This is a genomic window from Methylophilus aquaticus (assembly GCF_030769565.1).
Taxonomy (GTDB): Bacteria; Pseudomonadota; Gammaproteobacteria; order Burkholderiales; family Methylophilaceae; genus Methylophilus; species Methylophilus aquaticus.
Window position 1 is genome coordinate 126,704 of sequence record NZ_JAVCAP010000020.1, and the last position, 19,867, is coordinate 146,570.

The 19,867-nt window shown below is 50.3% G+C and carries 16 protein-coding genes; 6 read left to right on the forward strand and 10 right to left on the reverse strand.

Annotated elements, in window-relative coordinates; translation table 11 throughout:
- Positions 1-33: 33 nt before the first annotated feature.
- From Q9291_RS09925 to Q9291_RS09965, 9 genes are all read right to left on the reverse strand, one after another.
- Positions 34-1,683: an acetate--CoA ligase gene (locus Q9291_RS09925; RefSeq protein ID WP_306389884.1), complete on the reverse strand. Its 1,650-nt coding sequence runs from the start codon at positions 1,681-1,683 to the stop codon at positions 34-36.
- A gap of 232 nt (positions 1,684-1,915) precedes the next feature.
- Positions 1,916-3,046, reverse strand: a complete 1,131-nt coding sequence (locus Q9291_RS09930) for an HpcH/HpaI aldolase/citrate lyase family protein (protein ID WP_306389885.1) — start codon at positions 3,044-3,046, stop codon at positions 1,916-1,918.
- Positions 3,043-3,348: an FAD assembly factor SdhE gene (locus Q9291_RS09935; protein ID WP_306389886.1), complete on the reverse strand. Its 306-nt coding sequence runs from the start codon at positions 3,346-3,348 to the stop codon at positions 3,043-3,045. The genes Q9291_RS09930 and Q9291_RS09935 overlap by 4 nt, the downstream gene beginning before the upstream one ends.
- Before the next feature lie 9 nt (positions 3,349-3,357).
- Complete coding sequence (locus tag Q9291_RS09940; protein ID WP_306389887.1) at positions 3,358-4,134, reverse strand: succinate dehydrogenase iron-sulfur subunit; 777 nt, start codon at positions 4,132-4,134, stop codon at positions 3,358-3,360.
- A gap of 1 nt (position 4,135) precedes the next feature.
- Positions 4,136-5,902: a succinate dehydrogenase flavoprotein subunit gene (gene sdhA, locus Q9291_RS09945; RefSeq protein WP_306389888.1), complete on the reverse strand. Its 1,767-nt coding sequence runs from the start codon at positions 5,900-5,902 to the stop codon at positions 4,136-4,138.
- Positions 5,903-5,912: 10 nt separating this feature from the next.
- Positions 5,913-6,266: a succinate dehydrogenase, hydrophobic membrane anchor protein gene (gene sdhD, locus Q9291_RS09950; protein WP_306389889.1), complete on the reverse strand. Its 354-nt coding sequence runs from the start codon at positions 6,264-6,266 to the stop codon at positions 5,913-5,915.
- A 15-nt stretch (positions 6,267-6,281) separates the two neighbouring features.
- Positions 6,282-6,671: a succinate dehydrogenase, cytochrome b556 subunit gene (sdhC, locus tag Q9291_RS09955; RefSeq protein ID WP_306389890.1), complete on the reverse strand. Its 390-nt coding sequence runs from the start codon at positions 6,669-6,671 to the stop codon at positions 6,282-6,284.
- A gap of 17 nt (positions 6,672-6,688) precedes the next feature.
- A complete protein-coding gene (locus tag Q9291_RS09960) occupies positions 6,689-7,891 on the reverse strand; it encodes a malic enzyme-like NAD(P)-binding protein (RefSeq protein WP_306389891.1) in 1,203 nt (400 codons plus the stop codon).
- A 125-nt stretch (positions 7,892-8,016) separates the two neighbouring features.
- On the reverse strand, positions 8,017-8,751 hold the full coding sequence (locus Q9291_RS09965; protein ID WP_306389892.1) for a GntR family transcriptional regulator: 735 nt from the start codon (positions 8,749-8,751) through the stop codon (positions 8,017-8,019).
- Between the two features lie 186 nt (positions 8,752-8,937).
- On the opposite strand from Q9291_RS09965, the gene Q9291_RS09970 reads away from it, so the two are divergent.
- The 6 genes from Q9291_RS09970 (at position 8,938) to Q9291_RS09995 (ending at position 15,690) form a co-directional block, all read left to right on the forward strand.
- Positions 8,938-9,819: an HpcH/HpaI aldolase/citrate lyase family protein gene (locus Q9291_RS09970; RefSeq protein WP_306389893.1), complete on the forward strand. Its 882-nt coding sequence runs from the start codon at positions 8,938-8,940 to the stop codon at positions 9,817-9,819.
- Complete coding sequence (locus tag Q9291_RS09975; protein WP_370530755.1) at positions 9,707-10,900, forward strand: MaoC family dehydratase; 1,194 nt, start codon at positions 9,707-9,709, stop codon at positions 10,898-10,900. Before Q9291_RS09970 ends, Q9291_RS09975 begins: the two co-directional genes overlap by 113 nt.
- A gap of 2 nt (positions 10,901-10,902) precedes the next feature.
- Positions 10,903-11,904, forward strand: coding sequence for an HpcH/HpaI aldolase/citrate lyase family protein (locus tag Q9291_RS09980; protein ID WP_306389895.1), 1,002 nt, complete (start codon positions 10,903-10,905; stop codon positions 11,902-11,904).
- Between the two features lie 121 nt (positions 11,905-12,025).
- Entirely contained in the window at positions 12,026-12,907 is an 882-nt protein-coding gene (gene prpB / locus Q9291_RS09985) for a methylisocitrate lyase (protein ID WP_306389896.1), read from the forward strand.
- Positions 12,908-12,971: 64 nt separating this feature from the next.
- Positions 12,972-14,120: a bifunctional 2-methylcitrate synthase/citrate synthase gene (gene prpC, locus Q9291_RS09990; RefSeq protein ID WP_306389897.1), complete on the forward strand. Its 1,149-nt coding sequence runs from the start codon at positions 12,972-12,974 to the stop codon at positions 14,118-14,120.
- Between the two features lie 109 nt (positions 14,121-14,229).
- Positions 14,230-15,690, forward strand: a complete 1,461-nt coding sequence (locus Q9291_RS09995; RefSeq protein WP_306389898.1) for a bifunctional 2-methylcitrate dehydratase/aconitate hydratase — start codon at positions 14,230-14,232, stop codon at positions 15,688-15,690.
- Positions 15,691-15,847: 157 nt separating this feature from the next.
- Here Q9291_RS09995 and Q9291_RS10000 read toward each other — a convergent pair.
- The coding region (locus Q9291_RS10000) for an Ig-like domain-containing protein (RefSeq protein WP_306389900.1) at positions 15,848-19,867 on the reverse strand (4,020 nt) is incomplete at its 5' end.

The window sequence follows — 19,867 nt, forward strand, 5'->3', positions numbered from 1 at the left end:
TTCTTTCAATGCGGCATCGTTCAATATGGATGATTAACGTGGATTGCTTTTGTTGTAAGCAATCGACGGGCTGACATCCTTACGCAGAATTTTACCATTCTTGGTCCGTGGAAACTCCCGGGCCAGGTAGACTGTTTTTGGCGCTTTATACGCGGCCAGATGCTGCTTGCCAAACGCAATCAGCTCTTCCGGGGCAATCTGAACATCCGGTTTCGGGATCACATAAATCACCACCAGCAATTTGTCTTTTTCGATTTCCTCGCCCACAGCAGCGCAATCGGCCACGGCTGGATGCCCTTTATAGACGCGCTCAATCTCGTAAGGGGAGACACGGTAACCAAAGCTCTTGATAATGTCGTCTTTACGGCCAAGAAACCAGAGGTAGCCATCCGCATCATATTTTGCATAATCGCCGGTAAAGAAATAGCCATCATGTTTGTATTTGGCGGTTTCATCGGGCAGGTTCCAATAACTCAGGAACAAGCCCGGGTCGTTCTCCGGCACGCAAATCATGCCCTCCTCGCCTTCTGCCACGGGTTCGCGTGTGTCAGGGTTCAGCAAAACAATCGCGTGCCCAGGCTGGGGAAAGCCGGCCGAACCGGCGCGAATTGGCCGGTAAATACTTTGGGATAGGTAGTATGAAAACTCGCTCATGCCCACCGCTTCATAAATATCCAGACCAAAGCGTTCACGCCACTGCGTCAGGACCTCATCCGACAAATGCTCACCGGCGCTCATAAAGTGGCGCACACTGGGAATATCTGCCTGGGTAGAGACTGTTTTTTGCAGCAGTTGGCGATAAATGGTCGGCACACCGATAAAAATGGTAGCTGAGTGCTTGGCAATCAGCGCCAGCCATTTTTGTGCATCATTTTTGCCCTCGTGCACAATCACCGTTTTACCCAGATACAGCGGGTCCATGAGTCCGGTACCCAGCACATAAGTCCAGTTAAATTTACCGGAGTGCATGATACGGTCTTGCACGGTATCGCTGTAATTAAACCAGTATTGCGCCGCTGGCTGACGTCCAACCAAGGCACGATGCGCGTGCAGCACGCCTTTGGGATAACCAGTCGTGCCTGAGGTATAGACCAGATAGGCCGGATCCTCTGCACGTGTAGCGTAGGCAGGCTGCACCTGTTTGACCATCGCCAGTGCCGCCTCCAGCGACACCACATTCAACACAGTGGAGGGGGCTATTTCGCCGGTCAACTGTGTCAGCAGAACATGCTTCAGATACGGCGTTTGCGCAAGATTTTCCTGCATCTTGGCTGACATGCCAGCCCACGCGGCCGCATCGGTCACCAGTACCACCGCAGCCGAATCTTTGGCCAGATAAGCCACCTCCTCAGCCGTCAGCAAGGTCGAGGTTGGCACTGAAATCGCCCCGACTTTCATGGCACCCAAAAATGCAACAGGATAATCCAGACTGTTAGGCAGACGAATCAGGACGCGGTCACCCGGCGTCACCCCCAATGTGCGCAACACCTCGGCAAAACGGTCTGTTCGCTCGGCCAGTTGCGCAAAAGTGATGGTACTGGTGCCAAAGGTATCATCTTCGACAATCATGGCAATTTCATCGGCCTTGGATGTCCCCAAGTGACGGTCACTGCACGCCACACCGATATTGAAAAACGCCGGTATATTCCATTGCCATTGTGGATAAGGGGCTAACTGTTTCATGTTCAAACCTTTCCATTCATTCTATGCACGCATGGTTGATGCGATGCGGTTCTAAACATTTCTTTTGAAAATGCTTTTTTAAATCTCTCAATAAGCTCAAATTCAGAATTTAGCGATGAAGTGCTAGGTGCACAGCGCACAGAAAGCGGAATGTACTTAAAGTAAATGCGCATTTCGAGCACTAATAAAATAACGGCCTGCAACAACACAATTCGCGCTAAAAATGAATTTTTTAAAGCAGGATGCCGTAGGGCCAGTTTTGGCGTACGACTTGCGCTGGCATCAACTGCAACACATGTAATGCAAACTCCATATCACTGGTCTTCAGTGCCCGTAAGGCATGCGCGCGCAACAAGGTTTGCAGCGCTTTGCCAAACATGGGCGGATCCAGCATTTCACCTTCAAATTTGATCGCACCACCAAGCAGGGCGTCGGCTTCGATCGCTGCTTTCAATATAGCTACTTTCTGGTTAATCTCGGTGGGTGAAGGCGTATACGCGGTTTTACACAGGTGAATATGGCCTGGATGAATCACCTGCTTGCCCGTCAGCCCCATGGCGGCTTCCTGACAGGCATGCTTATAAACCACGCGAGACTCATTATCACCATGCAAATCTAACCAGCGGCGAACATCATGCGGCTCGACAAACTTGTCAGGCATGATGTGACTGCCGATCAGGGTTTCTACTCCGCCAATCACCCCTGTACCAGCAATCCGCGCTTCAAAAATCAACTGGTTAATAAAGTAAAACAATTCTTCAATCCAGTGCTCCGGGGTAATGTGAATCCCCAGCGCCTTGGAAAAGTCATGAATCCCGAACACAACGTGCTTGACCGTATCGTATTGCATCAAGTCGGGGGCGATTTTGAGTGACTTCGGGTGCTCGATAATCGGCTGTATGGTGATACTGGGATTCACGCTGATCAGGAAGCTGGACAAGTCCCTGACTTCGGCGGCGCCATAGGACTCGCCTGCCTTGGCCAGCATCACCACGTCAATATAATCGCCCATGTCGCGCACCAGCTTCATATCCTCTTCGTACTCATCGGTACGGAAGGAGTTACAACGAATGGCAATAGTGACCCGTTCATTGACCTTGCGCAGTTGTGGCAACTCCTGCCGCAACAGGGTTCGGCTCATTTCTTTTTGCCGACAGCCATCTTCCAGGTCAAAAATCAGGGTATGGGCATTGGTAAAGTGCGCATGTTTAACCATGCGGGCTGCGGCTTGCTCCATATCCTCATAAATACCCAGACTTGGCGCGTATTTAACCGGCGGGTAATACAACTGAATACCTGGCCAATAATCCCCCAGCGCCGAAGCGTCCAAAGAGATTGGTTCTTCCCCCATATGCTGAATCATGCGTTCTCCTGTTCTGCCGGATGGCGACTGGCTCTGAGTTTGTGCAGCACGGCTTGCTGGTCGATGTTAACGAAGGGTTGTGCACTAGTCACGGCAAGCGGTTCCTCCTGAATTAATGCCCAAAACCGGGTATCTGGCAGTTCCAGTAAGGCATCAAACTGTGTCATCTCGGCCAGCGTCAAGCTATCAAAACTGGTCGAGACAAACCGTTGCAACACAATATCCAACTCAAGCATACCGCGACGGCAACGCCAAGCCAGCCTTCTTTGTTCTGCGTCTCGCAAAATCTCTGCATTCATCATGCCGCGCTCCTATATCACTTTGATGCCAAATATTTTTTTGCCGCCCCTGTTGCCAGGCGGGTTGTCACCTGACTGTCCATCCTGATGCTTTTCTTTTGCTTTCTCAATTTTCAAATCCTTGATGGCTGCAATCGCCGCATTCGGATTGAGTTTTTTCGGGCACACATCAGTACAGTTCATGATGTTGTGGCAACGATACAGGCGATACGGATCCTCAAGATTCTCCAGGCGGGCATCCTGTTCCTGATCACGACTGTCAGCAATAAAGCGATATGCCTGCATCAGCCCTGCCGGGCCCACAAACTTGTCCGGATTCCACCAGAAGCTAGGGCAGGAAGTGGTACAGGCGCCGCATAAAATGCATTCATATAGGCCATCAAGTTTGGCGCGGTCTTCCGGGCTTTGCAGACGCTCGGTTTCCGGCGGAGTGTCGTGGTTCTGCAAATAGGGCATGACCGAATGGTAGTTATCAAAAAACTGCGTCATGTCGACCACCAGATCACGAATCACCGGCAAACCCGGCATCGGACGTAACACGACCGGCTCCTGCAAATCGCTGAGTTTAGTGATGCAGGCCAGGCCGTTCTTGCCATTGATATTCATGGCATCCGAACCACACACGCCTTCACGACAGGATTTGCGTACACTAAAACTGTCATCCATTTCCTTGATACGTAACAGCGCATCCAGCAACATGACATCGGAGTCTTCAAGCACGACTTCAATGTCCTGCATGTAAGGTTTTTTATCGACATCCGGGTTAAAACGATAGAGTGAAAATTTCATATCAATACACCCTTTTCTTCAATTCAAACGGTTCTACTGTCAGCGGCTTGAGACGCACGGGTTTATAAGTCAGTTTGCGGGCAACGCTATGGAACAAAGAGTGACTGAGCCAGCGCTGGTCATCACGCTCGGGATAATCTTCACGGGCATGTGCGCCGCGGCTTTCCTGACGGGCATGGGCGGCATGCATGGTTGCCATGGCTACCTGCATCAAGTTATCCAGTTCCAGTGCTTCAACGCGCGCGGTGTTAAATACTTTGCTCTTATCATTGATACGCATGTCCTGCGCACGTTGCGCCACCTGCTCGATGGCGCTGACACCGGTTTCCAGCAAATCAGGAAAGCGGAATACCCCGCAATGTTTCTGCATTGTTTGCCGCATAGCCAGGCCGACCTCTGCCACCTTTTCACCTGCGCTGGACTGTTCGAGACGGTTAACCCGTGCCAGCGTGGTATCGGCCACCTGCGCCGGCAAAGGCTTATGTGCCTTGGCTCCGGCAATATCAGCCGCCATTTTGTCCCCTGCAGCCTTGCCAAATACCACCAGGTCAAGCAGGGAGTTGGAACCTAAGCGGTTAGCCCCGTGTACAGATACACAGGCACATTCCCCTACGGCATACAGACCATTGACCACGCGTTCGGATTGCCCGTCGTGGATGACAACCTGACCATCCAGATTGGTAGGAATCCCGCCCATCATGTAATGCGCCGTCGGTACCACTGGAATCGGATCTTTGATCGGGTCAACACTGGCAAAGGTTTTGGCAATTTCACGGATACCGGGCAAGCGCTTGCTGATAATCTCTTCACCCAGGTGATCCAGTTTAAGATAGACAGCATCCTTATACTTACCAATACCACGGCCTTCCTTGATCTCGGTGGCCATGGCGCGCGAAACTACGTCACGACTGGCAAGGTCTTTGGCACTTGGCGCATAGCGTTCCATAAAGCGTTCACCTTCACTATTGACCAGATAACCGCCCTCGCCACGCACACCTTCGGTAATCAGCACACCGGCATTCAACACACCAGTCGGGTGAAACTGCCAGAACTCCATGTCCTGCAACGGCAATCCAGCACGTGCGGCCATGCCCAAGCCATCACCGGTATTGATAAAGGCATTGGTACTTGCCTGAAAAATACGGCCACCGCCGCCGGTAGCCAGCATGGTGGCTTTGGCATGAATGACATGGATTTCACCGGTTTCAATCTCCAGTGCAATCACCCCCAGCACATCGCCCTCGCTGTCGCGAATCAAATCGAGCGCAAACCACTCAATCAGAAACTGGGTGTTGGCCTTGACGTTGCGCTGGTACAGAGTATGCAGCATGGCATGACCGGTACGATCGGCCACTGCACAGGTACGTGAAATCGGCTGTTCGCCAAAATTACGGGTCATGCCGCCAAACGGGCGTTGAAAAATGCGGCCATTTTCCAGGCGGTCAAACGGCATGCCAAAATGCTCCAGCTCGATAATGGCTTTGGCGGCATTGCGACACATAAACTCGATGGCATCCTGGTCACCCAGGTAATCCGAACCTTTGATCGTGTCGTACATATGCCACAACCAGTTGTCTTCAGCCACATTACCCAATGCCGCAGCAATACCGCCCTGCGCAGCCACGGTGTGCGAACGGGTAGGAAACACCTTGGACAGCACCGCCACATCGGCGCCGGACTCTGCCAGTTGCAAGGCTGCACGCAAACCTGCGCCGCCGCCGCCTATGATGACTGCATCAACCTGATGCTGCTGAAGTGTAGTTGTCATGCCACTCACCTTAAAAATTCAATCCAAATAAAATCAATCCAGCCGCCAGCAGGTTGCCAATTACAGTAATATCCACCAGCCATTGCAACATAGCGCGCAAGGTTAAATGTGGCACGTAGTCACGCAATACATCGCGCACCCCAAGCCACGCATGTAACAACATGCAAATAAAAAACCAGCCAGTCAGCACGCGCCACCACCATGGCATAAACAGGGCTTGCCAACCGGAAAAATCTGATGGTGACAACCAACATACGCGCAACAAAAACAGCAGCATATAAATAGCCATGGTTAGCGCACACAAACGCTGTGTCAGCCAGCGGCGCATGCCCGGATATCTTGCTGTAAATAACTCAAACCACATAATGTTCTGTTCCGTTTACCATAGCACCCATACCCAGCAAAGCGTTGACATGGCTCCCAACGCCAATACAACACGGCTGGAAAAACGCGCTTTTTGCAACGTGGTCATCCAGTGCACATCCATCGCCAAATGACGCAAACCAGCAAAAAAATGATGTAAAAATGCCCAGCCCAAAATACTCAGAAGCAACTTCACCGGCCAGTCTTTCAGCACAATTGCAACTTGCTGATAGCCCTGTGCACTGTGCAGCGAGGTATGCAAAGCCCATAATAACAATGGCTGAACGAGAAACAGCAATACACCACTGGCACGGTGCATGATTGACACCATGGCATTCACCGGCAATCGAATCGTGAACAGATTCAGATTTTTTGGGCGTTGCTTTTTCTGTTTTTTGACGATCATGCTGAACAGCCCACCCCTTACTCGCCAGCCTTGGCTGCCTGCGCCACGGCCCCTGCCACATACGCCATCAGACGTGGATCAAAGGGTTTGGGAATAATGTAATCCTTGCCAAAAGAAAGCGACTGCAGTTGATAGGCATCCAGCACGGCCTGCGGCACTGGCTCACGTGCCAGGGCACTCAAGGCCTTGGCGGCAGCCACTTTCATATCTTCAGTAATCTGTTTGGCCTTGGCATCCAGTGCCCCGCGAAACAGGTAGGGAAAACACAAGGCGTTATTCACCTGATTGGGGAAGTCACTGCGTCCGGTCGCCATAATGGCATCCTGACGCACAGCCCATACCTGACTGGGTAAAATCTCCGGATCAGGGTTGGCCAGTGCAAAAATCACCGGATTCGGCGCCATCAACCCAACCAGCTCTGCCGGCAAGCCATTTTTGGCCGAAACGCCAATAAAGACATCTGCGCCTTGCATAGCCTCAGCAAGCGTATTCACTTGACCCGGTGCAATCGCCAATGCGCGATTGTTGTCATGCAGATCATCACGCGCAGTATCCAGCACACCTTTGCGATCGACCATGATGATATTGGTCGCGCCCATTAATTTGAGCAACTTTGCGCATGAACAACCCGCCGCACCCGCACCCAAAAACACAATTTTGGCGCGGGGCAGCGTTTTGCTTTGGAGCTCTAGCGCATTGAGCAAGGCAGCCGCCACAATCACTGCAGTGCCATGCTGATCGTCATGAAAAACCGGGATATCCAGACGTTTTTTCAATTCGTTTTCGATATAAAAGCAATGCGGTGCAGCAATATCCTCGAGATTAATGCCGCCAAACGTCGGCGCAATGTTCACGACTGTCTGGATAAAGTCATCGGGCGTGGCTGCATTCACTTCAATATCAAACACATCAATGTCGGCAAACCGTTTAAACAGCACCGCCTTGCCTTCCATCACCGGCTTGCCAGCCAAGGCGCCGACATTCCCCAAACCCAGCACCGCTGTGCCGTCGGTAATCACCGCCACCAAATTCCCTTTGTTGGTATATTTGTAGGCATTGGCAGGATCTGCCTCGATTTCGAGCACTGGCGCAGCTACCCCTGGTGTATACGCCAGAGACAAATCCTGCTGTGTCGCACAAGGTTTTGACGACTCCACGCTCAGCTTGCCCGGCTTGGGAAACTGGTGGTAATCCAACGCGCGTTTTTTTAAGTCGTCCATGATTTCTCCTTAAGTATTTCTATCTGTTCAAATGATGCAAACACTTCAGCAGCAAGGCGGATGAGCGCAGACAATACAGCGCGCGCAGCCAACCAACCCCAACACCGCTAATGAAAATTCTGGAATCATTCAAGCTCGCTCATGTAGTGGTGGTCGTCAGTAATACACAAGCCCAAGCGCCACTCCATTGGTCGATCACCATAGGTAAAAGACACACGTTCAATACTAAGCAGCGGATAGCCTTCCTTCAGACCTAGCGCTTTCGCAACTTCGGCATCCGCCCCAACCGCCTTAATCCGCTCTTCGGCACGCACCATACGAATACCAAACTGAGACTCATACATACTGTACATGGAGCCATTACTCTCCTCCACTTTGGCTCGATTCAGCCCTTTAAATGGTGCTGCCGGCACAATAATATGGTCATAAATCAAGGGGCGGCCTGAAAAAGTCAGCAACCGCTTCACTTCTATAGTGGTAGCCCCCGCCTTCATTTCGAGCACTCTGCCAATATGGACATTCGCCTTGCTTTTAATGCAGGAAACAAACTCGTTCTGCAGCAACTCCTTCTGGCCATTTTCAGCTGTCAGCCGCAAAAATCGTAATTTCACGTCATCCTGATTGTGCGTAGCAACGAATGTCCCTTTGCCCTGACGACGTATCAATATATTTTCGGTTGCCAGACTATCAATCGCCTTGCGCACTGTCCCTTGGCTCACCTTATAACGTTGCGCCAAATCAATTTCACTGGGGATCATATCCCCTGGCCGCCACTCCCCGCCTATCAGGCTTTGGGTAATCAATACTTTGATTTGGTCGTATAACGGCCGATAACTTGGTGAACCCAATTGCTTGTCCATAGATCACTACTCCATTCGCGTGACGCACGTAGTTTGATGTGTATTTCGCATTTATTCATTTATATCACAACAGATTTAAGTTGTCTATTGTTTTATATCTTATATAAGACATAAGATATTTATTGACAGATAAAAACATATCATGAATAATGTTTTTAACACATTCTCATCGTGAGAGGATTTACCATGACATATGCATTGAGACCCAGGCGCTCCATGCTCTACGTACCAGGCTGCAACCCGCACTACCTGGACAGAGCGCGTACGCTGGCTGCCGATTCCGTGATTCTGGACCTGGGCGACCCAATATTGGTCGACGCCAAAATCCAGTCGCGTGAAAATGTGGTACATGCCGTCGAGCAAGGGGGCTACGGCAAAAGAGAAGTGGTCATCCGCGTCAACGATTTTGACTCCATCTGGGGGCACGACGACATCAAAGCAGTCGCCAATATCGGTGCCGACGCCGTGCTGTTCCCGAATATCGAGTCACGGGAAGATGTATTGCAAGCACAGCAATTGCTGGATGATGCAGGCGGCAAAGACACGCCCATGATGGTGATGATAGAAAGTCCGCTGGCGGTTTTGAATGCCAAGGAAATCGCCGCAGCTTCCGAGCGGATCATCTGTATGGTGATGGCTACTTCAGATCTGATTTCCCAGTTACATGCCAGGGTCACACACGAGCGCTCAGCCATTCTCACCTCTCTTTCACTGGTGATTCTGGCTGCACGCGCCTATGGCAAAGGTGTAATTGATGGCATTACCAGTGATTTCAAGAATATGCATTCCTTTGAATACGCCTGTCGCCTTGGTCGCGACATGGGCATGGATGGCAAATCATTGGTACACCCGGCGCAGATTGCTTATTGTAACGATGCCTATACACCTCATCGCGCAGAAGTAGAACATGCACGCTTGATTATCAAGGCCCTCAAGGAAGCCAATGAAGGGGGGCGTGGCACTGTGGTGGTCAACGACAAGCTGGTGGAGCACCATCACATCAAGGCAGCACAACGACTCATTCAGCTGGCAGAAGCGATTGCCGAACTGGAAGAAGAGTTTATTTAGCACGCACAATCAGGAAGCAGACATGGCATCTAAAATACATACAGGCCGTTTTTTTGAAGATTTCAAACTAAATGAAGTCATTCAACACGCGACGCCGCGCACAATCACAGCTGGCGATTGTGCTATGTACCTTGCGTTCACGGGCACACGCAACCCACTACATTGCAGCACGCCTTTTGCGCAATCGCTGGGTTATACGCAGATGCCGGTAGATGACTTGCTGGCGTTTCATATTGCATTTGGCAAAACCGTGCCTGACATTTCGGTCAATGCAGTCGCCAATCTGGGCTATGCAGATGTGCGTTTTCTGCAGCCAGTCTTTGTGGGAGACACGTTGACCACAACCAGCACAGTGATTGGCCTCAAGCAAAACTCCAGCGGTAAAAATGGCGTTGTCTGGGTACGCTCTACTTCCGTCAATCAGGATCAGCAACCAGTGTTAAGCTGGGTGCGCTGGGTCATGGTGCATAAAAAGAATCTCGATGTGCCAGCGCCTGAAACCGTCATTCCGGAATTACCCGCCTATGTAGAGGCGCAACAACTGCGTTTACCAGAGCCTTTTACTGCACACCATGAAATTTCAGTAGCCACTGGCGGCCGCTATTTCTGGGAAGACTATGCCGTGGGTGAACGACTGCGCCACCCTTCAGGCCTTACCCTGAATGACAGTGACCATACCATGGCCACGCATTTATACCAGAATAACGCGCGTCTGCACTTCGATGCGCACCTGATGCAATCCACACCGCAAGGACAGCGCCTGATCTATGGGGGAGTTGTGATTTCAGCCTGTCGTGCATTGAGTTTTGAAGGTCTGGAAAATGCCTTATCTATCGCAGCAATCAATGGAGGCACACATGCCAATCCAAGTTATGCAGGTGACACCATATATTGCATGACTGAAGTGTTGGAACAATGGGCGCTGCCCCATCCGCAACTGGGCGCACTCAGATTGCGCATGATCGGCCTGAAAAATATTCCGCCTGATCATGTTGAAAACATCAAGACATCGCAGGGATACCACCCGAATGTGGTACTTGACCTTGATATCACCGTTCTTATTCCACGTAAAGGAAACTAATTATGGCCGTTCATCCAAATCAGGCATTGTTTGGCGGGGAAAAACCGTTTCCGGTAATTCCTGCCTGCGAACATTTCGCCGGCAGTGAAAAGCTCATTCTAAAAGCGTTATCCTTGCAAGACCCGACCAACCCAAACGGCGTAGGGCCAGTATTTGATATCACCTGTGACTGCGAAGATGGCGCGGCCAGTGGTCAGGAACAAGTCCATGCTGAAATGATAGTGCGCGTGCTCAACTCCGAGGCCAACCACTACAAGATGGCAGGCGCCCGCATCCATGACTACACCCATCCGCACTGGAAAAAAGATATCGATATTCTGGTGGGCGGTGCCGGTCAAGTGCTCAGTTATTTGACCATTCCAAAATGTACTGACATTGCGCAGGCGCGCGAGATGATTAGCTATATCCAGCAAGTCGCCAAACAACACGCTATCACCCGCGAAATTCCGGTGCATATTCTGATTGAAACCCATGGCGCCTTGCGTCAGGTGCATGAAATTGCACAATTACCCTGGTTGCAAGTACTGGATTTCGGTCTGATGGATTTTGTCAGTGCACATCATGGGGCGATCCCGGCCAGTGCAATGCGCAGCCCTGGACAATTTGAGCACCGGCTGCTGGGTCGGGCCAAAGCCGAGGTCGTCTCTGCTGCATTGGCCAACGGCGTGGTGCCTGCACATAACGTGACGCTGGATCTGAAAAATGTCGAAGTCACTTACAGCGACGCCTCGCGTGCACGTAACGAATTTGGTTTTATGCGGATGTGGAGTATTTATCCAACGCAGATCCAGGCGATTGTGGATGCGATGAAACCGAACTATGACGAAGTCACAGATGCAGCCAATATCTTGCTGTCTGCACAAGCTGCTGACTGGGGGCCGATTCAATATGCGGGTGAACTGCACGACCGCGCAACCTATCGTTACTTTTGGGAAGTGCTACAAAAAGCCAAGCAAACTGGCGTCAGCATGCCGGAAGAAGCCTTGCAGAAATTTTTTGCTTAATTCTCATTTCACCACTAAGACACAGAGGCACCGAGAAAACCCGAGCACTGAAAGAAATATTCTTACAATGTTCTCCGTGCCTCTTGGGTGAACAGGTTTTTTAAATATTTAGAGCGATCACATGAACAATACACTCACAACCCCCGGCGCACGTTTTCGTGCTGCCCTCGCAGCAGAAAAGCCGTTGCAGATTATAGGTGCCATCAATGCCTATCATGCCATGCTGGCGACCCAATCTGGCTTTAAAGCTATTTACTTGTCTGGCGGTGGTGTGGCTGCCGGCTCACTGGGCTTGCCTGACCTCGGCATTTCCAGTCTCGAAGATGTGCTCATTGATGTGCGCCGCATTACCGATGCAGTGGACACGCCTTTGCTGGTTGATATCGATACTGGTTTTGGGGGAGCGTTTAACATTGCGCGCACCATCAAAAGCGTCGCCAAAGCTGGGGCTGCTGCAGTGCATATTGAAGATCAGGTCAGTGCCAAGCGCTGCGGTCACCGCCCCAATAAAGCTATTGTCAGCCTTGAAGAAATGGTAGATCGGGTCAAAGCTGCCGTGGATGCCAAACCATATGATGACTTTGTAGTGATGGCGCGCACCGATGCACTGGCGGTGGAAGGCCTGCAATCGGCGATTGACCGTGCCTGTGCCTGCGTTGAAGCGGGGGCTGACATGATTTTCCCCGAAGCCATGACCGAGCTTGCCATGTATCAGCAGTTTGTAGAAGCCGTGAAAGTGCCTGTGCTGGCCAATATTACCGAATTTGGTTCTACCCCGCTATTTACCGTGGATGCGTTGGCCACTGCAGGCGTTGGTATGGTGCTGTATCCGCTGTCTGCCTTCCGCGCCATGAATCAGGCCGCCCTCAAGGTGTATCAGGGTATTCGCAAGGACGGCACGCAGAAAAATGTGCTTGACCTGATGCAAACGCGTGCCGATCTGTATGCGCATCTGGGCTATCACGCCTTTGAAGAAAAGCTGGATGCCTTATACAAAAAATAAACCTTTACAGCCATTCCCGCCTCCGCGGGAATGGCTGAAGTTTGATTTAAATAGGAGAGTGAATATGGAAACAACTCTTGAAGCCCCTAAAAAGAAAAAAGGCGTGGCTCTGGCCGGCGTTGCCGCTGGTACCACAGCCATCTGCACGGTGGGCCATAGCGGTAACGATTTGCACTACCGTGGTTACGATATTATCGAACTGGCAAACCATGCCACGTTTGAAGAAGTCGCTTATTTGCTGATTTACGGCGAGCTGCCCTCACCACTTCAGCTCGCAGCTTATCATCAAAGGCTCAAAAAGCTGCGCGGCCTGCCCAGTGCACTCAAAAGCGTACTGGAACAGATTCCAGCCAATGCGCATCCGATGGATGTGATGCGCACGGGTTGCTCCATGCTAGGCACGCTGGAACCAGAATCCAGCGATCGCAACACCGCCGGCGCACAAGCGCTGGGCGATAGACTGATTGCCTGCTTTGGCTCCATGCTGATTTACTGGTATCACTTCAGTCACCGAGGTGTGCGTATTGAAGTCGAAACAGATGATGACTCGATTGCAGCGCATTTCTTGCATATATTACATGGCAAAAAACCTTCGGATTTGCATATCAAAGCCATGAACACCTCACTGGTGTTGTATGCCGAGCATGAGTTCAACGCCTCGACCTTTACTGCACGCGTAGTGTCTGGGACACTGTCTGACCTCTACTCATGCGTCACTGGCGCGATTGGTGCCTTGCGCGGCCCAAAACACGGCGGGGCCAACGAAGCCGCGATGGAAATTATCGAACGCTACCAAACGCCAGATGAAGCGGAAGCCGACATCATGGCAAGGATGGCACGCAAGGAAATCATCATTGGCTTTGGGCATCCGGTGTACACCATCGCTGACCCGCGCAATGAGTCGATCAAGGCCGTCAGCCGCGCCCTGTGTGAAGATGCGGGCAATATGCGCTTGTTCGATATTTCTGCCCGTATTGAAGAAACCATGTGGCGCGAGAAAAAAATGTTCCCCAATCTGGACTGGTACAGTGCATCCAGCTATCACATGATGGGCATCCCCACCGGAATGTTCACACCGATTTTTGTGATCTCGCGCACCACAGGCTGGGTAGCACATGCCATCGAGCAACGCATAGACAACAAAATCATTCGTCCGAACGCAGAGTACAGCGGCCCGGATAACAGACCGTTTGTGCCTCTGGAAAAACGTTAGTCTTAACCATCTTTTAGTCACAGAGAGCACAGAGGACTCAGAGAAAAACCTGTTTCTTTAAACGCCTCTGTATGCTCTGTGGCCTAATCTTTATTTGAAAGAAAACTAAATGTCCGCCCATATTTCTAATGTACGCCCCGATCCTGATCAAGTCATTGTAGATATCGCCAACTACGTGGCAGATTTTGAAATTCACTCAAGCGAGGCTTTTGATACCGCACGTAACTGTCTGATGGATACGCTGGGCTGTGGTTTTGAAGCACTGGATTACCCTGCCTGTACCAAACTGCTGGGACCTGTGATCGCAGGCACCATCGTCCCTAATGGTGCAAAAGTCCCGGGCACGTCTTATCAACTAGACCCGATTCTGGCGGCTTTTAATATTGGTGCCATGATCCGCTGGCTGGACTTTAACGACACCTGGCTGGCAGCCGAATGGGGGCATCCTTCTGACAACCTGGGAGGTATTCTGGCCTCAGCGGACTATATGTCACGCAAAAATGTGGCCGAAGGCAAAGCGCCGCTGACCATGAAAGATGTCCTCACCGCCATGATCAAAGCCCATGAAATTCAAGGCGTACTGGCACTCGAAAACAGTTTTAACCGGGTTGGCCTCGACCACGTCATTCTGGTCAAAATTGCTTCCACAGCCGTTGTCACTAAACTGCTGGGTGGCAACAAGCAAGACATCATCAATGCCGTGTCCAATGCCTTTGTTGATGGCCAAAGCCTGCGCACCTATCGCCATAGCCCGAATACCGGCTCACGCAAATCATGGGCAGCTGGCGACGCTACTTCACGCGCGGTCCGCTTGGCCTGGATGACGCTGCAAGGCGAGATGGGCTATCCAAGCGCGCTGACTGCCAAAACCTGGGGCTTTTATGATGTATTATTCAAAGGCAATGCCTTCAAATTCCAGCGCCCTTACGACTCATATGTGATGGAGCAGGTGCTGTTCAAAATCAGCTTCCCGGCAGAGTTCCACGCACAAACTGCAGTTGAATGTGCTTTCCAACTCAATGCAGAAGTGGGCAGTAAATTGCAAACTTTAGAACAAATCGCGCAAATAGATAAAATCGTCATTACCACACATGAATCGGCGATTCGCATTATTGATAAAACAGGCCCTTTGGATAACCCCGCTGACCGTGACCATTGTATTCAATACATGGCGGCGGTAGGTTTATTAAAAGGCAGTTTAACCGCACAAGACTACGAAGATGCCGCTGCCGCTGACCCACGTATTGATGCTATACGTGACAAAATGACCTGCGTGGAAAAAGCTGAATACACCAAAGATTATCACGACCCAGAAAAACGCTCGATTGCCAATGCCATTCAAGTGTTGTTTAAAGATGGTACTAGCTCCAGTAATATCGCCGTCGAGTATCCTATTGGTCACCGTCGTCGTCGCGGAGAAGGCATTCCCGAGCTGGTCAAAAAGTTTAAAGTCAATCTGGCCCGCCGATTTGATGCTGAGAGGCAAGCAGATATTCTGGCCTTATGCCAGGATCAAACAAAACTCGAAGCAACGCCGGTCAACCAGTTTGTTGATATGCTGACTGTCTAACATCACACAGCCAGAGAGTCTTTGAGGGGGGCGCATTCATGCGCCCTTTTTATTTTTGTATTGGCTGGTATTTGTGACCTGCTCCCCGTTTGCCCAACCCATTCATCAGGATAAAAAAAGCGACCCGAAGGTCGCTTTTTTCAAATCAACATTTTGATTATTGATCAACAATCAGTTTTTGTTGTGACAGCAGATTATTGATGATTGCCGCATCAGAACTCTGACCAGAGGTTAGATCCACACCACTCAACACGATCTGCTGGGTTGTGTTTCCACTGCTAAAGCTGCCAGAAACTGTATGCGCATCACTGGCAAATCCACCATTCGAACTGATATGAACGATAGTATCGCTACCTGATTTCTCAAAGTGCATGTAGTTTTGCAGATTGTTTGGATTCTCGCCTTGCAACAAATCACGAATATCCAGAACATCCCCACCCTGTGCCACTGTCGCTTTATTAAAGTCGGTAATTGTGTCACGCGCAGGATTGCCAGCAACGCCTTCATCACCGCTATCCCATTTGAAGACATCTACACCGACACCACCGGTCAAAGTATCGTTACCCTTGCCGCCAATCAGGATATCATTCCCCTCATTGCCATTCAGGGTGTCGTTACCGGCTCCACCACGCAGAATGTCATTCCCAGCGCCACCATTGAGTGTGTCATTACCATCGAAGCCATAAATAATGTCGTTCCCAGAAGTACCTGTCAGGACGTTGTTACCAGCATCTCCTCCAGTGATCACGTTACTGTTGCTTGCACTGCTTAACAAATCAATATTAATCAGGTTGGCAGAGGTTGCAGAGTCCTGCAGATTGGTACTGTCGGTCGCTGTAATGGTGAAGCTTTGCAACAGGCTGACATCAACCAGCTGCTCATTGACTCTGACGGTGGACAAGAATTCGTTCAACGCCAGATTATCTACAGTACCGCCATCTGCAGCAGTAATCACCATCTTACCACTGGCACCCAACAGGCCCAGGAAACCGCTGTTTTGTGAGTAGTTCACAGACAAGCCTAATTCATTGGCGACGGCCTGAGAATAAGTCATGTATGCAGAACCCAATGTCACTCCCAGCAAAGTGCTATAAGAGATCGTTACTGTACTAATGTTGTTATTCACATCTGTTGCTGTAAAGGCCTGACGGCTAGAGAAGTTGAGTAAATCAACATTCAGCAATCCTGGCAATGTCAGCAAACCAGCCGCGCTAACAGCATTGCCAACCTCGGGAGCAACGGCTGGTGTCGGTACGTAAGTATTATTGTTGGCAACATTCAAGGTCAAATCAGCAGTGCTGGTATCACCATCATTGTCACTCAGGGTATAAGTGACTGTGGTGCTACCCGCTGGCTGGATCGTGCTGGACGTTGTAATCTTGATGTTATCTAACAAACCACCCGTACTATTGGTGTCCACAGATTTAAACTCAACACGCATCTGATTTCCGGTACCGCTAAAGGTATATGAGAAAGTACTCATCGTGAGGTTTTTGGTGTTGACGGTATCAATTACCTTACCATCCACAATCACCTGAATCGCAGAGTCTGTACCCGAGGTATAACCAGAGCGTGCTGCATAATCAAAGCTCAATGTCACAGTGTCGTTTTTGCCAGGATTAATAAAGGTGTACAAATTACCATCACCCTTAAAGTTCTCAATCTCCAGCACGTTGCCATAACTTGCAGAGAGTCCATAGGTTGTGCTTGGCAAAATTTCGATTTTACCGCTTGGATTATCAGTGAACCATCCTAGTGGCACCGGTGTTTGCTGACTGTCTCCGTTCGCGTCAAAAGTGGTATCAACTAATGTGACTTTTGTTTGCCCAGGCGTAAAGGTGTACTTGCCGTTATCCATATCAACCACGAAGCTGCCCGAAGCTGTCTTGACAGTCAGTTCATGCGTGCTTGTATTGTAAGTACTGTTATTCGTGCCTGTGACAGTCAAAGCACCGGTCTTACCATCAAAATTGTAAGTAGTCCCTTCGATGACCAGCGATTTAACGTAACCACCATCGGCACCAAAACCACCACCATCGGTCAGAGCACCTGAAACAGGGGTGGGTACAGTCTGGCTGAGTGCTGCATCCAGCTGTGCAAAGTTAGACACAGGAATGGCATCTGTATCAACTTCAGTGATACCGTTGTATGCGATCTGGTTCATGCTGTTAGCAACTTGTGTAGCTGAAACGCCACTACCAATACCAAGTGCGTATTCATTAATATCATTCGCTTTAAGGAAGGCTTCCCAGGCTTGTCTATCAGCATCACCAGTTTCAAGTCCCCAATTTGGCTCGCCATCTGAGAAGAAATAGCCCACATTTTGTCCTCCAGAAACTTTGCCATTGGAGTTAAATGCTGATTTTGATCCATCTAACGCTGAGTCGTAATTTGTGCCACCTACCGCTGACAAGTTTGAAAGCACTTGTTTAGCCTCAGCAATCGTCACCCATGAGGATGTCTTCTGAGAAGACCCATCAGAGAAGGTCACAATCATGACACGGACATCACCGCCTAAATTGGCATACTGATTGAGCAAATTATTGATAGAAGCAACCACACTATCCAGACGCGAGGTGCCATTTACACCGTCTCTGGTCGCCATACTGCCAGACACATCAATGGTTAACATGATGTTGGTACCTGCTGCACCGGTTGCAGTGACAGTTTGATTGGTAGCCGTTGGCGCATCGTCAGAAACATTCACAGTGATAGACCCAGTAGTCGTCGTGTCTGTATCTTTAGCATTCACCCCAAATGTCAGCGCGAGAGTATCCTCACCTGCCGCTGGGTGATCAATCGGACCTGACAAGCGTACTGCATAGTCACCATCCTGCTCGATAGTGACACGAATGACTTCTTTACCATTTGCAGAACCAATCAATGTTCCGGTGTTGTCACCGGTCCAGGTAATTGCTACACCACCAGAAGTGTAATTTGTTGTAGGCGCTGTTAGTGTCACGCTCTGTAAATCACCGTTAGGGTCACTGATACCCAAGGAACCTGAGGCGATGATATTTGACGAACCTGCATCAATCAAACCACCTGGCAAGCCATCTTCTGAGACTTCAACGGTGCCATTAAGCGTCGTGAATATCGGTGACTGATTCAATGTGTAAGCATAACTATCGCTTGGCACACTGGTGTTGCCAGCATTATCCGTGGCAGTCACGGTATAGTTATGCAGGCCCTTGTTGATATCTGTTGCAGGGGTAAATGTCCATTTGCCATCTTTATCAGCGACGGCTGTACCTACCTTGGTTGCACCGTCAAAGATCGTGACGGTGCTTCCAGCTTCAGCTTTACCAGTCAGTGTAGGCGTTGCATCATCGGCCACACCACCAGACGGAACATTTCCGGTTAAAGTACCAAAGTCATCAAAAATATTATCAATGGTTGGCTTGATCGGTGCTGTGACGTCAACAACATAAGTCAATTGCGTCGTTGCCACTCCCACATTTCCTGAGGTGTCCGTTGTCGTGACTTTTGCATCAATAGTTTTGTCACTATCCGCAACCAATTCGCTACCAGGCACACTCACACTAAAGCCCAACTTACCATCAGCACGCGTCACCACGGTTGTAGCGTACTCTTTACCATTAATAGTCACGATGACTGGGTCACCCAGTTTAGCTTCACCACCCACTGTACCGGTCACTGGCTGATTTACACCAGGTTGAGATTCAGCAATATTAATAATACCGTCACCGCCAAAGTTGGCGTCCAGCGCAATGGTTGCTATCGGTGGTGTCAGGTCCAGGCTGTAAGTCAGCTGCGTTGACTGGCTGGCTGTGTTACCAGCATTGTCAGTCACTGTCACTTTCGCATCGATCGTCTTGTCAGCGTCAGCAGCCAGTTCATTACCCGCTACATTCACACTGAAACCAAGCTTGCCGTCAGCACGCGTCACCACGGTTGTTGCATAGTCTTTACCGTTGATCGTCACAACCACTGGATCACCCAGTTTAGCGTCACCACCGACTGTACCCGTCACTGGCGTGATCGAAGTCGCTTTCGCTTCTTCTATGTTGATAATACCGTCACCGCCAAAGTTGGCATCCAGCGCAATCTCGGCTTTCGGTGGTGTCAGATCCAGGCTGTAAGTCAGCTGCGTTGACTGGCTGGCTGTGTTACCAGCATTGTCAGTCACTGTCACTTTCGCATCGATCGTCTTGTC